Origin of the sequence: Mesorhizobium sp. M9A.F.Ca.ET.002.03.1.2, assembly GCF_003952365.1 — a bacterium.
GTDB lineage: Bacteria > Pseudomonadota > Alphaproteobacteria > Rhizobiales > Rhizobiaceae > Mesorhizobium.
This window is the reverse complement of record NZ_CP034443.1, coordinates 875,507-898,535: the sequence shown is the minus strand read 5'-3', so window position 1 is coordinate 898,535 and position 23,029 is coordinate 875,507. Positions and strand designations below refer to the sequence as shown.

The 23,029-nt window shown below is 59.8% G+C and carries 20 protein-coding genes and 1 tRNA gene; 16 read left to right on the top strand and 5 right to left on the bottom strand.

Annotated features, from left to right (window positions below):
* Nucleotides 1–95: 95 nt before the first annotated feature.
* Nucleotides 96–1,151, bottom strand: coding sequence for an RluA family pseudouridine synthase (locus EJ066_RS04470; RefSeq protein ID WP_126035281.1), 1,056 nt, complete (start codon nt 1,149–1,151; stop codon nt 96–98).
* A 26-nt stretch (nt 1,152–1,177) separates the two neighbouring features.
* Between EJ066_RS04470 and EJ066_RS04465 the strand changes: the two genes are divergently transcribed.
* From EJ066_RS04465 to EJ066_RS04430, 8 genes are all read left to right on the top strand, one after another.
* Nucleotides 1,178–1,558, top strand: a complete 381-nt coding sequence (locus EJ066_RS04465) for a fimbrial protein (RefSeq protein WP_126035279.1) — start codon at nt 1,178–1,180, stop codon at nt 1,556–1,558.
* 30 nt (nt 1,559–1,588) lie between these two features.
* On the top strand, nt 1,589–1,996 hold the full coding sequence (locus tag EJ066_RS04460; protein ID WP_126035277.1) for a VOC family protein: 408 nt from the start codon (nt 1,589–1,591) through the stop codon (nt 1,994–1,996).
* A 90-nt stretch (nt 1,997–2,086) separates the two neighbouring features.
* Nucleotides 2,087–2,161, top strand: a tRNA-Glu gene (locus EJ066_RS04455).
* A gap of 140 nt (nt 2,162–2,301) precedes the next feature.
* The gene (locus tag EJ066_RS04450) at nt 2,302–6,177 is read left to right on the top strand and encodes a hypothetical protein (protein WP_126035275.1); all 3,876 of its coding nucleotides are present in this window, start codon (nt 2,302–2,304) and stop codon (nt 6,175–6,177) included.
* A 237-nt stretch (nt 6,178–6,414) separates the two neighbouring features.
* Nucleotides 6,415–6,996, top strand: a complete 582-nt coding sequence (locus EJ066_RS04445; RefSeq protein WP_126035273.1) for a VOC family protein — start codon at nt 6,415–6,417, stop codon at nt 6,994–6,996.
* A 27-nt stretch (nt 6,997–7,023) separates the two neighbouring features.
* Nucleotides 7,024–7,884 carry a glutathione S-transferase family protein gene (locus EJ066_RS04440; RefSeq protein ID WP_126035271.1) on the top strand — a complete coding sequence of 287 codons (861 nt, stop codon included), beginning with the start codon at nt 7,024–7,026 and terminating at the stop codon, nt 7,882–7,884.
* 130 nt (nt 7,885–8,014) lie between these two features.
* Complete coding sequence (locus EJ066_RS04435) at nt 8,015–8,950, top strand: cyclase family protein (RefSeq protein ID WP_126035269.1); 936 nt, start codon at nt 8,015–8,017, stop codon at nt 8,948–8,950.
* Between the two features lie 175 nt (nt 8,951–9,125).
* Nucleotides 9,126–9,953: an MBL fold metallo-hydrolase gene (locus EJ066_RS04430; protein WP_126035267.1), complete on the top strand. Its 828-nt coding sequence runs from the start codon at nt 9,126–9,128 to the stop codon at nt 9,951–9,953.
* 581 nt (nt 9,954–10,534) lie between these two features.
* Here the strand turns inward: EJ066_RS04430 and EJ066_RS04425 are convergent.
* Nucleotides 10,535–11,419, bottom strand: a complete 885-nt coding sequence (locus tag EJ066_RS04425) for a hypothetical protein (protein WP_245455075.1) — start codon at nt 11,417–11,419, stop codon at nt 10,535–10,537.
* A 415-nt stretch (nt 11,420–11,834) separates the two neighbouring features.
* Between EJ066_RS04425 and EJ066_RS04420 the strand changes: the two genes are divergently transcribed.
* Entirely contained in the window at nt 11,835–12,206 is a 372-nt protein-coding gene (locus EJ066_RS04420; protein ID WP_126035265.1) for a hypothetical protein, read from the top strand.
* 89 nt (nt 12,207–12,295) lie between these two features.
* Here the strand turns inward: EJ066_RS04420 and EJ066_RS04415 are convergent, their stop codons facing one another.
* On the bottom strand, nt 12,296–12,511 hold the full coding sequence (locus tag EJ066_RS04415; RefSeq protein WP_126035263.1) for a hypothetical protein: 216 nt from the start codon (nt 12,509–12,511) through the stop codon (nt 12,296–12,298).
* Between the two features lie 579 nt (nt 12,512–13,090).
* On the opposite strand from EJ066_RS04415, the gene EJ066_RS04410 reads away from it, so the two are divergent.
* Nucleotides 13,091–13,939 (top strand): DUF2865 domain-containing protein, encoded by an 849-nt coding sequence (locus EJ066_RS04410; RefSeq protein ID WP_245455074.1) that lies wholly within the window; start codon nt 13,091–13,093, stop codon nt 13,937–13,939.
* A gap of 92 nt (nt 13,940–14,031) precedes the next feature.
* On the opposite strand, the gene EJ066_RS04405 is transcribed toward EJ066_RS04410, so the two are convergent.
* On the bottom strand, nt 14,032–14,445 hold the full coding sequence (locus tag EJ066_RS04405) for a hypothetical protein (RefSeq protein ID WP_245455073.1): 414 nt from the start codon (nt 14,443–14,445) through the stop codon (nt 14,032–14,034).
* A gap of 590 nt (nt 14,446–15,035) precedes the next feature.
* On the opposite strand from EJ066_RS04405, the gene EJ066_RS04400 reads away from it, so the two are divergent.
* The 6 genes from EJ066_RS04400 to phoB all read left to right on the top strand — a co-directional run bounded on the left by EJ066_RS04400 (nt 15,036) and on the right by phoB (nt 21,435).
* Complete coding sequence (locus EJ066_RS04400; RefSeq protein WP_126035260.1) at nt 15,036–16,040, top strand: PstS family phosphate ABC transporter substrate-binding protein; 1,005 nt, start codon at nt 15,036–15,038, stop codon at nt 16,038–16,040.
* Nucleotides 16,041–16,160: 120 nt separating this feature from the next.
* Entirely contained in the window at nt 16,161–17,549 is a 1,389-nt protein-coding gene (gene pstC / locus EJ066_RS04395; protein ID WP_126035258.1) for a phosphate ABC transporter permease subunit PstC, read from the top strand.
* Nucleotides 17,542–19,155: a phosphate ABC transporter permease PstA gene (gene pstA, locus EJ066_RS04390; protein WP_126035257.1), complete on the top strand. Its 1,614-nt coding sequence runs from the start codon at nt 17,542–17,544 to the stop codon at nt 19,153–19,155. The genes pstC and pstA overlap by 8 nt, the downstream gene beginning before the upstream one ends.
* Nucleotides 19,156–19,167: 12 nt before the next feature.
* Complete coding sequence (pstB, locus tag EJ066_RS04385; RefSeq protein ID WP_126035255.1) at nt 19,168–19,983, top strand: phosphate ABC transporter ATP-binding protein PstB; 816 nt, start codon at nt 19,168–19,170, stop codon at nt 19,981–19,983.
* 38 nt (nt 19,984–20,021) lie between these two features.
* Nucleotides 20,022–20,729: a phosphate signaling complex protein PhoU gene (gene phoU, locus EJ066_RS04380; protein ID WP_126035253.1), complete on the top strand. Its 708-nt coding sequence runs from the start codon at nt 20,022–20,024 to the stop codon at nt 20,727–20,729.
* A 16-nt stretch (nt 20,730–20,745) separates the two neighbouring features.
* On the top strand, nt 20,746–21,435 hold the full coding sequence (gene phoB / locus EJ066_RS04375; RefSeq protein ID WP_126035251.1) for a phosphate regulon transcriptional regulator PhoB: 690 nt from the start codon (nt 20,746–20,748) through the stop codon (nt 21,433–21,435).
* Between the two features lie 306 nt (nt 21,436–21,741).
* Here phoB and EJ066_RS04370 read toward each other — a convergent pair whose 3' ends face one another.
* On the bottom strand, nt 21,742–22,989 hold the full coding sequence (locus EJ066_RS04370; RefSeq protein ID WP_126035249.1) for an ROK family protein: 1,248 nt from the start codon (nt 22,987–22,989) through the stop codon (nt 21,742–21,744).
* Between the last annotated feature and the right edge of the window lie 40 nt (nt 22,990–23,029).

The window sequence follows — 23,029 nt, the reverse complement described above, 5'->3', positions numbered from 1 at the left end:
ACAGCATTGGTTCAACACGAAACAGTGTGTCACGCCAAAGTGAACAACGCCGGTCAGGTTTTTGCCGATCTGGTTTTGAATGGATGGAAGGCGGTTCAGAGTTTGCGAAAGCCGTCGACGAGTTCCTCCATATCACTCGGTATCGCTGCCTCGAACCTCATCGTTAGATGGGTGGTCGGATGCCGAAATTCAAGGAGGCGAGCATGCAGTGCCTGTCGCGGAAATGCCTTCGTCAGGCCTTTCAGCGGCTCGGGCAGCCGGTTCGCCTTGGTGCGAAAGGCCTGGCCGTAATCGGGGTCGCCGACGACCGGGTGGCCGATATGAGCCATGTGGACGCGGATCTGATGGGTGCGGCCGGTCTCGAGCCGGCATTCGACCAGGCTGGCCGTGGCAAAGTCCTTTTGCTGCTCGCCAAAGCGCTCGATCACGGTGAAATGGGTGACGGCGTGGCGGGCATCGTCGCGGCCCTGAGGCACCACGGCACGGCGCACGCGGTCGGCGGCGCGGCCAAGCGGCTCGTCGACCGTGCCTGTCGGTCTCGTCGGTATGCCCCAGACCAGGGCCAGATAGGCGCGTTTGAGATCGCCGGTCAGGCCATGGTCGGCAAAGGCCTCCGACAGTGATTTGTGGGCGCGGTCGGTCTTGGCGACGACCATGACACCGCTGGTCTCCTTGTCCAGGCGATGGACGATGCCCGGCCGCCGCACACCGCCGATGCCGGAAAGACTGTCGCCGCAATGGTGGATCAGCGCGTTGACCAGCGTGCCGGTCCAGTTGCCGGCGCCGGGATGAACGACAAGCCCCGGCGGCTTGTTGATGACGATCAATTCATTGTCCTCATAGAGGACTTCGAGCGGGATGTTCTCGCCTTGCGGCTCCGCCGGCTCCGGCTCCGGCATGTCGACCGACACGCGCTCACCGGCCGTCATCTTGCGCTTGGTCTCGTTGACCAGCTGGCCGCCGACCTTGACGGCGCCCTGCCTGATCAGCATCTGCACCCGGCTGCGCGACATGTCCGGACCGAGCTTGCCGGCCAGCCATTGGTCTAGGCGCTGGCCGGCCGCATCGGGACCCGCTTCCAGCATGAGCGATCCACCCTCCGCCAATCCATCCTCTATCAATATGGGGGCCTCTTCGTTATGAGCGCTCATCGAAAAAAGTTCCGGAATGTTTTGCCATGGCTGTTGCCGATGAAGACGAGGAAAAGCCGCTCGACCCCGAAGTCGAAAAGGTGCGCAGGAAGCTTGTCCGCTTCGTCGCCATCAATCTGGGCCTGCTGTTCCTCGCCCTTATGGTGGTGATCGCAGCCCTTGTCTACAAAACGCGCACCGCGCCGCCGCCTGCCAACCCATCACTTGCCGGCGACATACAGGTGCCATCAGGCGAGCCGCTGACCGGCGACATCGTGCTGCCGATCGGCGCCAAGGTCGTGAGCCAGTCGCTGTCCGGCAACCGCGTGTCCATCGATGCCGAGCTTGCCGACGGCAGCCGCGCGATCTTTGTCTACGACATCACCGAGCGCCGTATCGTCGGGCGCTTCGCAATTCGGAACAAATGACTTCGCAGCAATAAATCGGGGCCGCAACAAATGACCGGATTCGCGGAAGGCCGCCGTATAGCCACCGTCGCGGTCGTCGTCAGAAATTATGACGAGGCGATCTCCTGGTATGTCGGCAAGCTGGGCTTCGTCCTCACCGAGGATGTCGATCTTGGCGGCGGCAAGCGCTGGGTCACGGTGGCGCCGGCGAACAGACAAGGCGCGCGGCTGCTGCTGGCCGAAGCGTCGGATGAGGTGCAAGCAGGCCGCATCGGCAACCAGACCGGCGGCCGCGTCTTTTTGTTTCTTGAAACCGATGATTTTGCCCGCGACCACGCGGCAATGCTCGAAAAGGGCGTCGAGTTCCGCGAGGCGCCACGCCACGAGCCCTATGGCACTGTGGCGGTTTTCGCCGATCTCCATGGAAATCTCTGGGACCTGATCGAGCCAAAACGATAGACTTGTGACGGAAATTTTCCCGCCGTCATCGACTGTCCGAAGCCCGGTTGCTTTTTCCCGGCCGTCAGCCTATATCGCCGGTTCTTGAACGCGCCCATCGTCTAGCGGTCAGGACACCGCCCTCTCACGGCGGGAACAGGGGTTCGATTCCCCTTGGGCGTACCAAGCTTCCTACAAGCACTTAGCCAATCTGTAAGCAAAGAGGCGCACATTCAGCGGACCGAATTTATTGTGCGCGACGGCAGTTGTGATCGACCTCCTCGGAGGACTTCGAGCCGTGAATAGTGCTATCTGGATAGTTTGATATGAGCGACTCTTCCGGTCGCAGTAGGGGCGCGACGCCTGTGCAGGAAATATTTCAGGTCAAAAAGGCTTTTCTCAAGAGACTTAACGATGAGCAAGCTCGTGAACTCGTTGCTCGCCTCTGCAAGGCAGAATGCAGAACCCTTGGGCTGCCGGAATCAGCCGTTACGTGGGGTGGGGATCAGCGCGCAAAGGATGGCGGGGTAGATGTTCGCGTTAAATTAATCGGCAATCAAAGGGGTCTCGATTTCATTCCCAAACCGAGTGCGGCGTTTCAAGTGAAGGCTGAGGCATTTCCTCCATCCAAGATTTCGGACGAGGTTGCTCCGACTGGAAAGCCCCGAGATATATATGGCGAGCTTGCAAAGGAAGATGGCGCCTACATCATCGTTTCCACACGCGACGATTGCTCAGACAGCGCTTTGTTAGAGAGAACATCGAAGATCAAGGACACTTTGGCGGCGCTAGGATTTGGGTCGTCCTTTTCTACCGACTTCTATTGTTTGAGGCGCTTAGCTGATTGGGTCGAAAAGTATCCTGCCGTCGTAACCTGGGTCAGAAATGTTCTGGGGGAACCTCTCGTCGGTTGGAGTCCCTATGGTGCGTGGGCATATAAGGAACATGACGTAAATGCGGAGTATCTTGTTGATGACCGGGTGAGGGTTTTTGTTCCAGGTGCCGAACAAGGAAGAGACGTTCCAGGTGCTCTTGATTTGATCCGGTTCGACCTTCAACGGCCGGGTTCAATAAGAATCGTTGGCCTTTCTGGTGTCGGAAAAACGCGGCTAGTTCAGGCGATTTTCGACAAGCGGGTACAGACGGCACAGCCTGTACCCAGCGCCGAGAACGTCATCTACTGCGATCTTGCAGGTGAGACCAACCCGCGACCGGGCGCCATCATAGAAGCCCTAGCAAGCAAAAGCTCTGACGCGATACTCGTTGTCGACAATTGCAGCGCTGCCGAGCACGCTCGACTTACGGAAAGAGCGCTCATGCGTGGTCGGAAACTCAAGTTGATTACCATCGAATACGACATTCGAGATGATGTGCCAGAGAGAACATCGGCTTTCAGGTTAGAGGGGTCGTCAAAGGACATTATTTTCCAGTTGCTCAAACGGCACTATCCTATTCTCTCCGTAGCTGATGCTGAGCGCATAGCCGAGTACTCGGATGGGAATGCCCGTGTCGCATTCGCTTTGGCAGAAACTGCGGAAAACGCTGGCGACTTCGCGAGGCTTAGAAATCACGATCTTTTTGCGCGGCTGTTTCACCAGAAAAGGCCAGAGGACGACGGGCTGTTGCGAAGTGCAGAGGTCGCAAGTTTGCTCTTCTCGTTTGACGGAGAAGACAATTCATCCGGTTCAGAAGTTGCTGTTTTAGCGGCGATTGCAGATTGCTCTGTCCCAACTTTCATAAGGCATATGGCCGAACTGAGCCGAAGGGGACTTTTACAAAAACGGGGTGTATGGCGCGCGGTGTTGCCACATGCCATTGCGAACCAACTAGCGACCAGCGCACTCGATAACATGAACACGCCTGCGCTAGTGCAGACACTTTTTGTAGCGGCCACTCCGAGGGTTGCTCGATCCTTCTCCAAGCGGCTCGGCTATTTGCACGACTGCCGTCAGGCAGTGGATATTGCCCGAGCCGTTCTTTCTGAAAATGGTCAACTAGGAGACATACGGGCAAACGATGAGTTTCAAAGTCAAATGTTCGCCAACTTTACGTCGCTTTGCCCTAAATGCGCGCTGGCATCCATAGAACGCGCTCAAGCGGATCCCGAATTCGTCTCCTCTGATAATTTTGAACGCACGGATATTATTAGGCTTGTGCGCGCCATCGCCTACGATTCCGAATTTTTTGAAAAAACAGCAGAACTCCTAGTCGCGTTTTCAGTGGTGGAACCCCAAGGATACAATCGCGATCCCGCGACCGATGCATTGGTCTCGCTCTTTTATATCCTTTACTCCGGTACGCAGGCTCCTCTTGAAGAACGATTGAAGGTTGCAAGAGTGCTTCTGCATAGTAGCGAGGTAAAGAAACGACAGCTGGGATTTAAGATATTGAGCGCTGGCTTGAAGACCTCTCAATTCATGTTTCACTATAGCCCCGAGTTTGGCTCTCGCCATCGCGACTATGGGTGGTCGCCAACTTCGGAGGGTGAATCGACTGCCTGGTTTATGGCGTGGTTGGATCTAGCGCTCGATGTACTTCATTCAGGTGACGAAGCATCCTTACGTGTCAGATCAGTCCTTGGAGAGACGTTCAGGGGCTTGTGGGGAATAGTTCCCTTGCAGGACCGGCTGATGGAACTGGCGGATCAGCTAACAATGACTGAAAGTTGGCCGGAGGGTTGGCTGGCTACCAAACGAATTTTGCGCCGAGACAGCGAGAAGCAGAGAAAGACTTCTTTAGCCAAGCTTCGCAGACTCGAAAGGGCCCTTCGACCGAAGGATCTCTTATCCGAAATTCGGGCACGTGTGCTTGCTCGAGGTGCGTTCGTCGACGACTCAATCGGCGTTGGCCGCAGTTCCAACTCGGCGTCGTCCATATACCAACAGGCACGCGACCACGCCGAAAAGCTTGGCGAAGCGGCTGCAACTGACGACGTAGTCCTGAAGGCTACCGTGCCGGAACTTCTGAGATCAAATTCCAGCGACAAAACCTACTCGTTTGGACGTGGTGTAGGGAAGGCAATTGATGATCCGCTAAAACTGATGAATCAGATTAGGGCACAAATTGCAAACTCCGAAAACGATCAAATATCAACAATATCAATTCGTGGAATTATAGCCGGCTGGAACGAGGCTGATCCGAAGGCCGTCGGAGATTTTCTGGATACTGCGCTCGAAGATGAAATTTGGTCGCGTTGGTTCGTCGAGTTACAGGTTCAGGGGTCGATGGACGATCGCGCCTTTGACCGACTCCTGAGCGCCATTGCCGACGGAAAGAGTCCGGTCTGGCAATTTCGATATTTAGCAGGCGGTCGGGCGACGGATCCATTTTCTGCGGAGCAAGTTGGGAAGTTAGTGAGAGCCATCAACGACCAGGAGAAGGATGGATGCTTTGTTGCGTTCGACCTTCTTTCGATGGTTATTCATTGCGCGTCAGAAAAAGATGAAAACTACCGCAACGATCTGCTGCACGTTTGTATGGAATTCCTTCGTATTACTGATTGGAATCTTGCAAATAGTGAAAATGGTGGAATGGATTACGACGTTGATGTAGTTTTGCGATTCGTACTCTCACACACGAATTCTGAAAGCGAAGTTGGCGATATACTGGATAGTATTGTTGTCAGTAGGCGAAATAAAAAACGATATAGTAGTTTTGATGGAGCTAAGTTGCTTCGCCCGTTCTTTGAATTCTTTCCAACGATGGCGCTCAACGCCGTATATAGGCCTGACGATGAAGGAAGCTATTCTCTCGCCTACGAAATGGTTGCGGATCCCTCTTCTGAAGAACAGGATTCGGCTGTGGCAATGGTTCCTTTAGAAAATCTGATCGAATGGTGTAATATTTCTCCAAGTGACCGGTTCCCGTATGCGGCTTCCACATGCAAACTATTTGATGTGGCTGACGATCAAAACAGAGCTATTTCGATATCACGGACGGTAGTTGAATTGTTGCGCTCTGCTCCCAACAAGCAAGCCGTTGTGAGTGAGGTTGTCCCTCGCCTTGTGCCTAGTTCTTGGAGCGGCTCGCGTGCCAGCATTATAGAGGAGCGCCTACCGTTGCTGCGATCACTTAATCCAGCTGATGATCAAGAGATTGAAAGGGCCGTAGACGCAGCTGACGCTAGGCTTCGCGAGTTGATAGATGCAGAGCGACGGCGCGAAATGGTAGAAGAGCGGGCCGATTCTGAGAGCTTCGAATAGCACTTTTCCAGAAGCCAAGTCCTATCGGGAACGCATCCCGGGTTCGGCGGTTCATGGCTTCTGGCGCTACATCGCCGATTGAATTAGCATCTGTTCAAGAAGCCTTGGACCGCACTTACCCGGTGGGGAGCATGGGGCCGGGAAAGCCCGGGGCATGTGAGGCGCTGACAAATCGCGACCCTGGCCTCCGAAACGCATCCAGCAGCGAGACTAGGCATCCTTGGGAGGAGAGGACCAATGCAGAAACTGCAATCGCAAGGCGTCCATCACATCACGCTGGTCGGCGCCGGGCGCCAGACCTCCATCGATTTCTGGGAAGGCGTGCTTGGCATGCCTTTCATCTTCGAGCAGCCCAATCTCGACAAGGCCAGCGAAAGCCATCTCTATTTCGATCCGGGCGACGGAAGGCTGATCACCGTCTTCACCGATGAGAGCCGCAGGCCGGAGAAACGGCGCACGCCGACCGACATCGGCTGCGTCCACCACATCGCGTTTGCGGTGTCGCGCGTCACCTTCCTGCAGGCGGTCGCCCGGCTCGACGAGCGCGCCATCAAGCACAGCGGCGTCAAGGATCGCGGCTTCATGGATTCGATCTATTTCGAGGATCCGCTCGGCCTGCTGATCGAGCTCGCCTCCTACCGTTTCGAGCCGCCGGCGGGGTTCAGCCATGCCGACGTGCTGATGCAGGCGCACAAGGTCCGCGTTGCGCGCGGCGACTATGCAATCGCCGAGGTGCATCTTGCCGACGCGATCCAGGCGCTTGTCGAGCGCTCCCGCGCGACCTTGTCGGACGATCGGGCGCCCAAGAATCCATACTGACGACAGCCAAACAAAGGGAGGAACACAATGGCAAAGACAGCGACGACGAAGAGACCCGCGGCCAAGGCAGCCAAGCCGGCAGCGAAACCGGCAGCCAAGGCTGCCGCCAAGCCAGCGGCGAAAGCCGCAATGCCGGCGGCCAAGGTTTCGGCCAAAAAACCCGCGGCCAAGGCCAAGGCGAAATCAGCGAAGAAAGCCGGCCTGACGCTCAGCATGCTGAAGCCGAGCGTCAACAACATGACCGTCCGGGTGTTTGCCCGCGCGGCCGGGCTCGACCATTCAGAGACCGACGTATGGGGCCACACGCGCTCGCCCGAATACATGGCGCGAAACCCGGCCCATCTGACGCCGATGATCGAGGACAAGGGCTTGCCGAGAGGCGTGTTGTGGGAGAGCTGCGCCATCATGCAGTATCTCGCCAACAAGCACGGGCTGGAGAAACTATATCCCAAGGCGCCGGCCAAACGGGCGATGATCGACAGCGCCATGTTCTACCTGATCGGCACGCTCTACCCCTATGTGGCGCGCGCCACCTATCCGGCGCTGAATTTTCCGCAATATGCCGGCGAGGTCGGCCATAGCGACGCTCACCCCGACAAGAAATCGGAAGCCCAGAAGGCCGCGGCGGCCGCAATCGCCGAGCCGCTGGAGGTCTTTCACTCCTTCTTCCGGAACGGCAAGCCGTTCATCGGCGGCAAGAACCCGTCGATCGCCGACATCCGGCTGGCGGCGACGCTCGAGTTCCTGGCCGTCATCGACTACGCGCTGCCCAATTGGGCGAAGGAGTACATGGCGGCCATGGAGAAGAAGCTCGGCAAGGCCTATGCCGAGCCGGCGAGCGACGTGCGCGGCTATATCGCCTATGTGAAATCGCAGGCCGGGGCGTGAGGCGTTTCGCTCCAACGGTGCTTCCCTTAGGCCGATCTAGACCCGAGCCAGAGTCTCGTGGGAGGGATGCATCTACTTGTCGTCCCGCAGGAAACTGGCGATACTCCGCGGCATTTCGGGGAGACTTCAGATGAATGTATCCAGATTCGTACGTATCGCCTTGCTGGGAGCCGCCTGGTCAGTGCCGTCGATCGCTTTGGCGCAGGAATCGTCCCTTTGGTCGGTTTATGAGAACACGCTCAAATCGGCCAAGTACATCGATCTGACCCATGCCTTCGAGCCGGTGCAGCCTGTTTGGCCGGGCTTCGCCAATGCCAAGTTCAAACCGACTGTCGCCGGTCAGGACATCGAGGGCTACGTCAAGGCCGGCGAAGAGTTCACCTACGACAAGCATGGGTTCGTCGCGACCGCCTACGAGCTGACGACGGATCAATATGGCACGCAGCTCGATCCGCCCTCCCACTGGAACCCGCTCGGCGCAACGATCAGCGACCTGCCGGCCACCTATGCCGTGCGGCCGCTCGTCGTGATCGACATCAGCGGCAAGGTCCGGACCGACGAAGGCTATCACCTCCAGGTCGCCGACATCGAAGAGTGGGAAAGGGAGCACGGCCGCATACCGGAGGGTTCGGTCGTCTTCGTGCGTTCGGATTGGTACAAGAAATGGTCCGACACCGCCCGCTTCAACCAGAAGCCGTTTCCAGGCGTCAGTCTGGACGCGCTGAAGTTCCTGCATCTGGAGCGGAAGATTCTGTTCCACGGTCATGAGCCGCTAGACACCGACACCACGCCCAATCTCGAAGGCGAACATTGGCTGCTTCATAACGATTTCACGCAGGCGGAAGGCGTTGCAAATCTCGACAAGGTGCCAGAGGCCGGAGCGTTGGTCACAATCGGCTTTGCCAAGCCGCTCGGCGGGTCAGGCGGATATGCGCGTTACATCGCTATCGCACCCGCCGACTGGACGGAGGGCGTTTCGGTCACCGAAGCGCCCGGTGTGCCGCTTTCCCGGCAAAACGCGCCGCTCAAGCGCGACGAGAACGGCGTCTTCCGTCCGACGCCCTGATCGCTGGCGATATCAATCGCGGGGCCGGGTCATGGCGCGTATTTATCGCGCAAGCCGGGACAAAAGGTCCAGACGATAGCCGCTCCGGCGCTCGCGAAAACGTGACCGTCCCGGCGATGGCCATCATGATCGCCGGCGCTATCGTGGCATGAGCGCGCCGCCACGGGAGACAGCCATGCTCCGCCTATCCGCCGCCGTTCTGCTGACCCTGGCTTTCTGGCCGCTCGCCGCTTCGGCCCAGGGCGAGCCGCCGCCGTCGAGATGCGTTGCGATCGCCGAAGCGCTGCCGTCGGCCACCTATGCCAGCTTCACGGCGCCAACAGCGCAGACGCCTCTGCTGGCTGAGGCCCTCGTCGACGGCGACGTTACCATCACCTATGCCGGCCATTCGACCTACATCATCGAGACGCCCGCCGGCGTCAGGATCGCCACCGACTTTTCCGGCGTCTACGGCACTGACCCGCTGCCGCGCGTGGTGACCATGAACAAGGCCCACAGCACCCATTATTCGGACCTTCCGGATCCCGGCATCGAATATGTGCTGCGCGGCTGGAATCCGGACGGCGGTCCGGCGCGCCACGCCCTTGTCGTCGACGACGTCTACATCCGCAACGTGCCGACGGATATCCGCAATGGCGGCGATCTCGGCAAGGACGGCAATTCCATCTTCATCTTCGAAGTGGCGGGCCTCTGCATCGGCCATCTCGGCCATCTGCATCACCGGCTGGAGGACGCGCATTACGGCGCCATCGGCCGGCTCGACATCCTCATGGTGCCCATCGACGGCGGCATGACGCTGTCGCTCGACCGGATGACCGAAATCACCGCGCGGCTCTATTCCTCGATGATCCTGCCGATGCATCGCCATTCGACCCCGATCAGCGAATTCACAGGCAGGATGGGCGACGATTTCGCGGTGGAATTCCTCTCCGGCCGGTCGCTGACGGTTTCGCTGAAGACCCTGCCCGACCGGCCGACGATCATCATCCTCGACGGGGTCTGACCGCTTCGTCCCGATCGTTCCGCGGTGCGCAAACTCTTCGTTCCACCTGACCGCGATTAGGCATTTTCAGGAGGAGTATTATGCCAATGGCCGGAGACGATTTTGAAATCAAATGCAAATTCTCGAATTAGCTGCGTAGCTACCCGCTGGTGTCGCCGACAAGCTATTCTCATAATCAACTGCAAGCGACAGCCTCGACCGGCCGACTGCCTTTTTACTGGACGTAAGAATGTTTGATGTGTCGACGAAGAAGCGACGGTTGACCTGTCGGGCACCGGTCCCGATGATGACGCCTGCGCGGGTGGCGTCCATGGAAGGGACTGTATATGACCCGCAAACTATCCTTATTCGCCGCGTTCGGCCTGGCGCTTGCTGCCCTGGCGGCGTGTAGCCAAACTGAAACAGCAGGAACACAGGCGACGACCGCCAGCCAACTGCCGCCGCCTCCAGGCGAAACGACGATGACGCCGGCGCCCACAACCCCGCCGCCGGCTCAGGCCGCTCCCGTTCAGTAGCAGGTCGTAGTTCCAAAAATGGAACCCTCGCCCAAGGCGGGGGTTCGCTTGATATTGCGCCTTCATTCAAGGACCGAATAGCACAAGCTCGGTGAACGTCAGATCCCCGGGCGAGGGTGGTCTGGGACCCTTGAAGTATTTCAGCCCCCTGTTGGGACGGTACCACCCGTACAGACCCGCTATCGGCTCCTTGGCGTCGACGACACAAAGCAGGATCCCGCGTCGCAAGAGAAAGCGCCCCAGAGCGCCGGCGCACCGGGCCAAATCCGTGAGAGAGCGGCAATAGACGATCTGGAAGCATGGGATAAGGCCGCGCAATGTTCGGCGCGGCATCAACACCAAGGGAAACGCCTCTCCGTTGCAAATGCAAATCAACGACAGGCAGCCCAACGCGGCGTGTTCCGAGAGGATGTATCTCTCACTGTCGGACAGCATCGCCATTTCCGCGAGATCGGGACGAACTTCGAGCACGCGAGATGACCGCGGCGCCGAATTCAAAGCCGGCAAGAAGGCAAATTGTCCGGTGGAGAAGGGGCGAAAGCCGAGCGCCCAGTTGGCCTTCAATGTCGCGGGCGCCGGCGAAATGTTCGTGTAGGTCACATCCCTTCGCCTGAGAACCTTCGCAACCAACATCGCGGCATAGGGACGGAATTCCGCGTCGACGGACCAGCTTGAAAGGTTGCAGCGGATTTCGTCGCCGTCCTGCCCCCGGTAACGGCTATAAAGGGTCAGCACAACGCCGACGATCCGGTCAGCCTTCTCCAAGGCAAGGCCATATCGTTGGGATTCGGCGACGGCAGGCCGCTGCGACAAACGGGTCAGCGCCTGTATCCAGTAATTCCGATTACGCTCCGGAAAGCCCCTGCACAGGCAGTCGACCACTCCTTCCCAATCAGCTTCGCAAATTGGTCGACAGCGAAGATCGGAAGGGAGAGCGCCGAGTACGGCCATAATCAACTCTAGGATACGACAAAATCTATTTGGATATGCTTCACGCGCCAACATATTGGTCGGCAACGATTAATAATCTGTACCGCTTTTGAAGACGACTTTCCGCAGTCATCGGATTGCAGGATGCGTCGATGATCTGCTCCCCGTCGGCTAAGGATTCGTTAACCAAAACCCTATCTACTGATCGGCAATTCACCTCCAACTGGCGACCACGGATGTACTGGCGCGGGTGTCGAGGTGGAACGAAAGGTCGGCCGTGTGCCGGCCTTTTTGCTTCAAGGGCCATTATGCCCGGGAAATCGCGGCCTGACTTCGCGTTGTCGTTGGGCATCGGCCTTTGCAAAACATATTGTCATCGCCGCCATTGTCCGTACCATATCGCTGTGCGGGCAAGGCGGAAGGACGAGGATCTGCAATGAAACGCGCTGCGGGGCTGTCGGCGATCGCGGGCGCGATGTTGGCAGGCGCCATCTGTCAATCGAATGCCGCGACGCTCAACACCATGGACGACGTCGGGTCTGCGATCCAGGCGTGCTGGACTCCGCCGGCGGATGCCGGGAATTCCACAGTCACGTTAAGCTTCAGCTTCAAGCGCGACGGCACGCTGATCGGCCCGCCCAGGCCGACTGCCATCAATGTGACCGGCGACGCGAAGGCACGGCAATCCTTTGTCGATGCCGCGATCGCCGCCCTGGAAGACTGCTTGCCGCTGAGCTTTTCGCCGGCGCTCGCCCAAGGGATTGCAGGCAACGTCTTCACCCTGCAATTCGACTCGCCCAAACGATAGCTGGGCGCTATCCCCGCCCGTTCCCGGATGAGCCGACGGCAAAGCCGCGTCATCTCAAGCGATCGGGCCGAATCCCGGCGCACGAGATGTCAGCGGTGCCTGCGCCTCGCATCGACATGGCGTGCTAGTTCCGGCGTCTCGAAGACGTAATCGCTCCAGGCCGATTCCGGAATCTGGCCGGCCAGATAGCATTCCAGCAGAAGACCTTGCTCAGGACTGAGAGGTCTCGGCGCGCGCTCATGGTCCAGTCCAAGTGAATGAAACAGATTTCTGGTCAGGTCCGAGACATTGAAGTGGATCGACATTTGCGGTGTCCTTTGACCATCCAGCGCATGGCCCGAAAATCGGGATCGATCTCTGCTAGGCTGTCCTTCGGCTCGTAAAGGATCATGCGCCACATCAAAACGTTACAGCGTCCTTTGTGCATCCAGGGGACGCGCGGCGCTGTAATGGCCGTTTAACGCCGAAGGCAGGATAAGGTTTCAGCGTGGAGCTGGCGGTAACGCCGGATTGATCGAGAGGCCGAAACCCGTCAGCCAGGTCATGCTTTTCAGCGATCGCGGGCGCGCCGGCGTTGTTTTTGGGTTCGTCTCAATCTTGAAACAAAAGTGCAATATTGAATTTATGAAAGTACATATACTACACTAGTATAAAAGCCTCTGGAAGCCGTGTTTTTTGATATTATTAGGTAAACCTCATTAAGTAAATACTTATTAATAACCAGCAAGGAATGCGGTTCCAGGTTCTCGGCGAAAACAGGGACAATAGTCGCTCCAATGACACGCTTCTGGTCTGACGTGATTCTTGTGCTGGTATTGATGACGGCATTTGCGCTCGGCACTTCCTCTTCATATGCGGATAGCTGCAGCGCGATCAGAAACCAAATGCGTTCGGCCGATCGCGGTGGCGGGTCGAGCCCGCAGCTTGCCCAGTTGCGCCGGCAGCTTGTTGCGATCCAAAGGCTGGAGAAACAGCGCCAATGTTCGGCGAAAAGTTCGATGGTCGGGTTCTTCTTCAACCCCTGCGCCGATCTCGTCAGGAGTAAGGCGGAGGTGCACCGCCGGATCGCGAGCGCGTCGAATTCGAGCAGGGATACGTCCGGCCTGCAGGCCAGGTTCGTCGCCCTGGGCTGCACACCTGCGGCCAGGAAGCGGGAACGGCAAGCGCAACAGCGTTCGGCGGCCCAGTTCGCCGGCGTGACGCCTGGCGGTTCGATGCTGTTTTGTGTGCGCCTTTCGGACGGATATTTCTTCCCCGCGCCAAAATCGCAGTTCGCCAAAAGGGATGATCTGAAGGACACTGTCGATCAGTGCCGCTACATTTGCGACGATGCCGGCGTCGACCTCTACACGCTGGAAGATGCCCGCCGCGAGACCGAAGAAATGGTCGCTCTCGAGACGCGAAAACCCTATACGGAGCTTCCGGCCGCCTTCAGGTACCGCGACGACGCGAATTTCAAGGCGTGCAATGTCAAGCGGTATTTCCGGCGGGTTGCTGAACTCAGGGCACGGACGGTAACGCCAGCCAACATGGCCAATGCCATCATTCCATTGCCGACGGCAAGGCCGGATCTTGGAGCCGTTGCGGAAATTCCCGGACCCGATGTCAAAGCCTTGGGCGTCAAAGCATCCGGGGTCGAGGCCAAAGGCGCCGCCCAGCATCAGTCGATCGAAAAAATGACCGACGCGCGGCCGGTAAGGGTGGTCGGCCCGGCTTTTTTCCCTGAAGACTGAGGGGAGTAAGGCAGTAGGGCAGTAGGGAACAGCAGCCAATCGGATCGCGCATTCCCCTATTCCCTTACTGCCCTATTCCCCTACTCCCTTAATTATTCACAGACCATCCGGACCCGTTTTCCGGGTTGGCTGACGTTCTTGCAGGTGAGTGGTTTTGCCGGTTCGGACGACACAGGCGAATTGTTGGACGACCTCGTGATTCGTCTTCTCGGCGTGACAGGCGTTGTCGTTGCGCGGGTCGCCGCTCCCTTCGGGACTTCGGGCGCCACCGGAAAGACATCGATCCCCAACTGCGGCTGCGCCTGCGCCGGCCTGTCCCAGAACCGCCGGACATCGAGCGGCCTTGGAATGATGACGGTGCCGTCGTAGCTGCGCGAGCAACCGCTCCCGAACAGCAGCATCGGGCACAGGAAAAAAGGCAGGATCCGTCCCAACATCAGCAGCACCTTGCAGGATCTATAACGCGGCTTCGGTTCTGCCGACAACCGGCGGAACGCCGCGGGCAAGGCTAGCGCATGACCCCGAAAATCGGAATCGATTTTCGCTGGGGATCATGCGCAAGCGCGCCGACGGTGAAACCCAGCGCAACGCGGGATAGGGTTTTCCCGTCGGGGCTGTGGCGTTCAGCCGAGATTCGGCAACGCGCTGCGGACAAGACTATGGCGCGATCGCACCATACCAAAGCGTGCAACCGGTTGGGACAATGAGCGCATTCGAGTTCCGCTCCTCCAGTTACGGGCGGGAGCAGCGACCGCCGGCAAGAAACAGGGTCAGATTTACCCCAACGGGCCTGTTTCGGCGATGGCGCGGCCTTGACATGATCCGGCCGCATGCAACGCGCTCCCGCCCGGATTTTCTTTTCGACGCCGACTGTCGAGGGGAAATGCCGGCCGGAAGCCGTGCAAGCCACTGATTCCGGCGACAAACCACGGCTATGCCGGCGGGACCAGCGGCCATCCCTTTTCGCCATGGCTGTGCGGCGTTACCGGGGTGACATGAAACTGTCATGTGACTGTAATAATCGGGGGCTATGGCCTCACCGGGCGCCAACAGACAATGGCGCCGAGAGACCATCTTCCGAACAGGAGCAGGCCACATGAACAAATTCATCCTTACGGCGTCGGCCGCGGCGCTCGCGCTCGCCGCGTCGGCTGGTTACGCCGCCGCGCGCGACCAAATTCAAATCGTCGGTTCGTCCACAGTGTTCCCCTTTACGACGGCTGTTGCTGAAAAGCTCGGCCAGAGCGGAAAGATCAAGACCCCGGTCGTCGAATCGACTGGCACCGGCGGCGGCATGAAGCTGTTTTGCCAGGGCGTCGGCGAAAATACCGCCGACTTCACCAACGCCTCGCGCGCCATCAAGGACAGCGAACTTGAAACCTGCAAGGCAAACGGCGTGACGCCGGTCGAGATCAAGGTCGGCTTCGACGGCATCGTGCTTGCCAACTCGAAGGCAGGGACTGTCGTTGATCTGACCAAGGAACAGGTTTTCAAGGCACTCGCCAAGAACGTCGCCGTTGACGGAAAGGTCGTCGCCAATCCCTACAAGAACTGGTCGGATGTCGACGCATCGCTTCCCGCGACAAAGATCGAGGTGCTTGGCCCGCCGCCCACGTCCGGCACGCGCGATGCGTTCGTTGAACTCGTCATGGATGCGGCCTGCCAGGAAGAAGTGAAGGCGGCTAATGAAAAGGGCTGCGGCGAAATCCGCGAAGACGGCGCTTTTGTCGAGGCCGGCGAAAACGACAATCTGATCGTCCAGAAGCTGGAAGCCAACACCAATGCCTTCGGCATCTTTGGTTTCTCGTTCCTTGACCAGAACGCCGACAAGCTGCAGGGCCACAAGATCGACGGCGTCGAGCCGACCTTCGAGAACATCGCATCCGGCGATTACGGCGTTTCCCGCTCGCTCTATATCTATGCCAAGAAAGAGCATGTCGGCGTCATCCCCGGCATGCAAGAGTTCATCGCCGAGTACACTTCGGAAGGTGCCTGGGGGCCTGATGGCTATCTGGCCGACAAGGGCCTGATCCCGCTGCCGGACGCCGAGCGCGCCACGTGGGCCGAAAACGCCAAGGCCCTGAAGGGCATGGGCTCCTGATGTTTCGGGGTCCGGGCGAATATCCGCTCTGACCCTCATGATCTAAAGCACAAAGCGCGGGACCAACGTCCCGTGCTTTGAGCCGGTGAATGACCGGCGGTCGAGGGGACGTCCTGAATCATGGTCGGTTATCTCGTTGTTCTTCTCTTGGTTCTGGCCGCTGCGGCCTATTGGATCGGCCGGACACGCGCTGTTGCCAGTGTCAATGGCGACGTCGCGCGGCTGCATTCGCTGCCTGGCCAGCATGGCATGTTTCTGGCGCTTTTTGCTGCCGGTCCCGCGCTGCTTGCCATCGTGGTGTGGTCGATGGTGACGCCGGGAATTGAATCGTCGATTGTTGCCGACCGCTTCTCCGCCGAGTTGTCGGGAATGGGCATTCCGCAGGTCGAAGCTTTCATCCGCGACGCTCGCGCGATGGCCTTTGGCGGGCTTGTCGGCTTCGCCGATCCCACGAAAGAGGCGGCCGCTGCCGTCTACAAATCAATCCATGCGACCAGCAGCTGGATCATCTGGGCGGTCGCGCTCATGCTTTCCGCGTCCGGATTTTACTGGGCCTATTCGCGCATCGCACAGGCCTACCGGGCGCGCCATGTGGTCGAGCGCGTTCTTCGCGCATTCTTGATCGCCTGTTCGGTGGTCGCGATCCTCACGACGATCGGCATCGTCCTGTCGCTTATCTTCGAGTCCTTGCGGTTCTTCCAGCAGGTGCCGTTCTACAAGTTCCTGTTCGGCACGCATTGGTCGCCGCAGAGCGCCTTCACCGGTGCGGGAACGGAAGCCGGCGCCGTCAACCAGGACATTTTTGGCGCGGTGCCGCTCTTTGCCGGCACGTTGCTCATCACCTTCATCGCCATGCTGGTGGCTGCGCCTATCGGGCTGATGGCTGCGATCTATCTTTCGGATTACGCGTCCAAAAGCGTCCGCGCGGTCGCAAAGCCGGTGCTGGAAATCCTCGCCGGCATTCCGACCGTCGTCTACGGCTTCTTCGCCGCGCTGACGGTTGCGCCCTACTTCCGCGGTATGGGCGAAAGTCTGGGCCTAAGCGTTGCGTCCGAATCCGCGCTCGCCGCAGGCGTGGTCATGGGTATCATGATCATTCCCTTCGTTTCCTCGCTTTCCGATGACGTGATCAACGCCGTTCCGCAATCCCTCAGAGACGGTTCGGCCGGCCTCGGCGCGACCAAATCGGAAACCATCCGCAAGGTGATCCTTCCCGCCGCCCTTCCGGGCATCGTTTCGGCGATGCTGCTCGCCGTCAGCCGCGCGATCGGCGAAACAATGATCGTGGTCATGGCGGCGGGGCTGGCGGCAAACCTCACGGCCAACCCGCTCGAAGCGGTCACCACCGTGACGGTGCAGATCGTGACGCTGCTTGTGGGCGACCAGGAATTCGACAGCGCCAAGACGCTTGCAGCCTTCGCACTCGGCCTGGTGCTGTTCTGCATCACGCTTACCCTCAACATCGTCGCTTTGCGCGTCGTCCAGAAATACCGAGAGCAATATGACTGATGCGATCGCGTCATTCGGCGCCGGCGGACGGCCGGTCAGCATTCATACCGACGATGCCGCGAAGGCGCGGCTGAAGGGTCGTTACCGCGCGGAAGCGTGGTTCAAGTGGCTCGGCGCCGGAGCCGTCGCGTTGGCCGGCTTCTTCCTTGTGCTGCTCCTGTCGACGGTCGTCACGCAGGCGATCCCGGCGCTGCGGCTGAACTATCTGACGCTGCCGATCGATCTTTCGGCGGCCAAGGTCGACCCGGCGAATCTCGATGCCGTGAACTACGACTCCATCGCCCAGGGAGCGCTTACGGCAAAATTTCCGGATGTGACGAGCCGTCAGGATAAGCGCCTGCTGCGCGGGCTGATTTCCACCGGCACGGGCGTCTTCCTGCGCAAGGATATTGCGGCTGATCCGGGGATGCTCGGAGGAACGGTGGACTATGCGGTTCCACTTGACGATTTTGCCGACCTCTATCTCAAGGGTTTGCTTGCCGACGTCGGTTCGGACGAAGCGATTTCGACAAGCGTCACGCCTTCGGGAACCAGCGGCGACATCGACCTGACCTTCGGCGACGATGGCATGCTGGCGCTGGCGCGCGGCCATGGTGCGACCGAGGGCGAAAACGGCATGCTTACGCTGACGAGCGGCGCATCGTCGCTGCTGGTCGTGTTCAACGGCGGTACGGTCAAGCTGACCGCGCTGTCGCCTGGGGCCAACGGGACGGCGATCGCAAAGGGCACGGTGATCGAGGCGCTGGACAGCACGGCGCCCGCCGCGAACGGCCAGGCGGTCCTGCGTGTCATCGGTACGCCGGAAGCATCGCGAAAGATTTCGGACAAGGAAATCGTCTGGCTCGACACGCTGAAGAGCGCCGGCCTGATCGAAAGCCGGTTCAACTCGATCTTCTTCTTTAGCGGCGCCAGCCGCGAGCCGGAACTGGCCGGTGTCTGGGGCGCAGTCGTCGGATCGTTCCTGACCATGATCGTAACGCTCGCCATCGCCTTCCCGATCGGTGTTTCGGCGGCGATCTATCTTGAGGAATTTGCGCCCAAGAACCGGCTGACGACGATCATCGAAGTGAACATCAACAATCTGGCGGCGGTGCCTTCGATCGTCTTCGGCCTGCTTGGACTTGCCGTATTCCTGAATTTCTTTGGCCTGCCGCGCTCGGCCCCGGTGGTCGGCGGCATGGTGCTGGCGCTGATGACCCTGCCGATCATCATTATCGCCTCACGCGCTTCGCTGCGCGCCGTGCCGCCGTCGATCCGCGAGGCGGCGCTTGGCATCGGAGCGTCCAAGGTCCAAACCGTATTCCATCACGTCCTGCCGCTGGCGATGCCGGGTATCATGACCGGCACCATCCTCGGAATGGCGCATGCCCTGGGCGAGACCGCGCCGTTGCTGATGATCGGCATGGTCGCCTTCATCGTCGACATTCCCGGCGGCTTCACCGATCCGGCGACGATTCTGCCGGTGCAGATATTCATGTGGGCCGATTTCCCGGAAGCCGGATTCCAGCAGAAGACTTCGGCGGCGATTTTGATTTTGCTGCTGTTTTTGGTCATCATGAATGCCATTGCGGTGATACTGCGCAGGCGCTTCGAGCGGCGCTGGTAAGGAGTAGAGGAAATGAACATCATGACGGAAGCCAGCGTCGAACAGAAACTGAGTAGCGGGGCCAACGAACTTTCGATCAAGATGAAGGGCGAAAAGGTCTCCGTTCATTACGGTGAGAAGCGAGCCCTGTTCGACGTGGATCTCGATGTCCGCGAGAACCAGGTGACGGCGTTGATCGGCCCATCGGGCTGCGGCAAGTCGACCTTCCTGCGTTGCCTGAACAGAATGAACGACACGATCGACATCGCGCGGGTGAGCGGCAAGATTACGCTTGACAGCGAGGATATCTACGACCCGAAAATCGATGTCGTCGAGCTCAGAGCTCGCGTCGGCATGGTGTTCCAGAAGCCGAACCCGTTTCCGAAGTCGATCTACGAAAACGTCGCCTACGGTCCACGCATTCACGGCCTGGCCAGGGGCAAGGCGGAGTTGGACGGCATCGTCGAATCGAGCCTGAAGAAGGCCGGCCTGTTCAACGAGGTCAAGGATCGCCTGCTCGAGTCGGGCACTGGTCTCTCCGGCGGACAGCAGCAGCGCCTGTGCATCGCGCGCGCCATTGCGGTGTCGCCGGAGGTGATCCTGATGGACGAGCCCTGTTCAGCGCTCGACCCGATCGCCACCGCCCGCGTCGAGGAACTGATCGACGAACTGCGCCAGAACTACACGATCGTCATCGTCACCCATTCGATGCAGCAGGCAGCGCGCGTGTCGCAGCGCACGGCTATGTTCCACCTCGGCTATCTGGTCGAGGAGGGCGCGACCGACAAGATGTTCACCAACCCCGACGACAAACGCACCCAGGACTACATCACCGGCCGGTTCGGTTGAGCGGTCCGGCAGCGAATTTCGAACACGAGGACAGTATCATGGGTGAACACACCGTCGCATCTTTCGACGAGGAATTGGAGCACATCGACCGGCTGCTCCGCGACATGGACGAGCTCGCCGCTTCGATGGTCGCGGCGTCGATCCGCGCGTTGCTTGCGTCAGACAATGCGATGGCGCAGCGCGTCGTCTCGGACGACACGATCATGGATGCGCGGCAGCGCGAACTCGACGATAGTGCGATCACGCTGATCGCCAAGCGGCAGCCGATGGCGCAGGATCTGCGCGCCGTGGTCGGTGCAATCCGCATGGCGGGCGATCTCGAGCGCATCGGCGACCTGGCCAAGAACATAGCCAAGCGGGTCAGCGCCGTCGGGCAGAGCGCCACGCCACGCAATCTCTCGCACGGTATCGACGCCATGGCGGATCTCGTTCTCGATCAGCTCCGCGGCGTGGTCGAGCACTATGTGTCGCGCAACGCCGATGCGTTGAAAGAACTGCGCGCCGCCGACGAGAGGATCGACGTGAAATACACAGCGGTTTTTCGCGAACTCCTGACCTACATGATGGAGGATCCGCGCAACATAACCGCCTGCACGCATCTTCTGTTCTGCGCCAAAAATCTCGAGCGTATCGGCGATCATGTCACCAACATTGCCGAAAACGCCTACTATGTCGTGACCGGGAAGCAATTGCCGGCGGACCGCCCGAAGCTCGACGAGACGACAATGTCGGCGCCGGCGACATGACAGGGGTAACCGGCCGATGATCGCGCCGCGCATCATGGTGGTGGAGGATGAAGAGCCTCTGGGCGTCCTCCTCCGCTACAATCTGGAATCCGAAGGCTACCAGGTCGAGGTCGTGACACGCGGCGACGAGGCCGAGATCCGGCTGCAGGAGAACGTGCCGGACCTTCTGGTGCTGGATTGGATGGTGCCGGCGATTTCCGGCATCGAGCTTTGCCGGCGTCTTCGGGTGCGTCCGGAAACCGAGCGGCTGCCGATCATCATGCTGACGGCGCGCGGCGAGGAGAGCGACCGGGTGCGCGGCCTTTCCACCGGAGCGGACGACTATCTGGTCAAGCCGTTCTCGACACCGGAATTCATGGCCAGGGTCAAGGCGCTGCTGCGTCGCGCCAAGCCGGAAGTGCTGTCCAGCGTTCTCAAGGTCGGCGACATCGTGCTCGATCGCGAATCGCACCGGGTCTATCGCAAGAAGAGCGAGATCCGGCTCGGGCCGACCGAGTTCCGGCTGCTCGAATTCATGATGCGGCACCCGGGGCGGGTGTTCTCGCGAAGCCAGTTGCTCGACAATGTCTGGGGCGAGACGATCTACATCGACGAACGCACGGTGGACGTCCATGTCGGCCGGCTGCGCAAGGCGGTCAACAATGGTCGCATGCCCGATGTCATCCGCACCATCCGCGGCGCCGGCTATGCGATCAGGGAAGACTAGAGCAATTCCAGGAAAAGTGCGTAGCGGTTTTCCGTCCGGAATTGCGTAAAAACAAATACTTAGAGCGGACCAGCGATTCTATCAAAAAGTTGAACCGCTCTAGGGATGTGCTGATATTCAGGTGATGCCGGCCTGCGAACGGCGACTTCCCGCGCTTCCGATACTAACGTACCTGAACGGAACGTTCCGTTCTCGGAACCCACCCAGTCTGGTCGCTTCGAGCCCGTCTTCGACTCCGGCGCGGCCTGGCCTGAATCCCAACACATCCCCAAGTCGCAATCCGCCTTTGTTCCTTGCCTTTCGAACTCAGGCCACGTCCTTCCTGATCGTGCCGGACTTCCCGTTCGCGCCCGGCGCGAAAATCTCCTGGTCGACGAAGTTCAGCGCCCGCATGGCGCAGCCTTCGCGGATCAGCGGCAGCTCGTTCGGCTCGGTATCGAAGGAAATCGAACCCGAATGCTGGCCGCCGGCGGTCTGGGCGATGGCTTCGCGCAGGGCCGGCTCGATCAGGTCGAAGGCGGCGGCGCTGGCGCCGACCATGGCGACCGGCGCCGGATCGATCAGCGCGAACAGGCTGCCAAGCCCGAAGCCGAGCGCTTCGCCGGCCTTGCGGTAGGCTTCGCGCTCCGGCCCGTCCGTCTCGCGCGCCCGGGCCGCCAGCGCCCGCATGTCGGCGTCGCTGACATCGGCGACCGGCTCGGCGTTCTCGCTCAACTGCCTTGCGTTGCGCCAGATGGCGTAGTTGCCGGCATAGGCCTCGACGCAGCCGCGCCGCCCGCAGCGGCAGAGCGCACCGCCCGGGCGATGGATCATGTGGCCGAATTCGCCGCCCGAGGAATGGGTGCCGGTGAACAGTTCGCCTTTCAGCACCAGCCCCATACCGATGCCGTGCGAGAGCAGGATGGCGATGAAATCGTCACGGTAACGATCCGGGTCGCGCCAGCGCAGCGCCACGGCCATCATGTTGCAGTCGTTCTCCATGGTGGCCGGGATGCCGAACTCGTCTTCCAGAATGTCGGCGAAGGCGATGTTCGTCTGCGGTGTGATCGGCGACCACAGCATGGCGCGCGCATGGGAATCGGTGATGCCCTGAATCGCCAGCGCGATGCGGGCGACGCTTTGGACATCGAGGTCGGGGTCCTCGAGCCGGCGGCGGACGATGGCGACACATTCGCCGATCAACTCGTCGCGCGACATGGTCAGCGTGTCCAGCCGGCGCTGTTCCTCGGCGACCACTTGCCCGGCATAATCGATGACGGCGACCGAAAGGAAATTCAGCGACAGCACGACGGTCAGCACCGCAGCCGCTTCCGGATTGAGGCTGAGGCCGACCTGCGGCCGGCCGCGTTTCAGTGAAACGGTCTCGCTTGCCCTGCTCTCGGCCAGGATGCCCTCCTGGATCAGGTCGGAAGAGATCGCCGATATGGTCGAATGGCTGAGGCCGGTGGTCGCCGCGATCTCGGTCCGCGACGGATGACCGGCCCGGCGCACGGCCGAAATCACCATCGCCCGGTTGCGCCGGCGCAAATCGTCGTGGCGGATTCCGACCGACATTCTTTTGCTTCCTCCCTATCGCCGCGGCAGCTCGTGGATC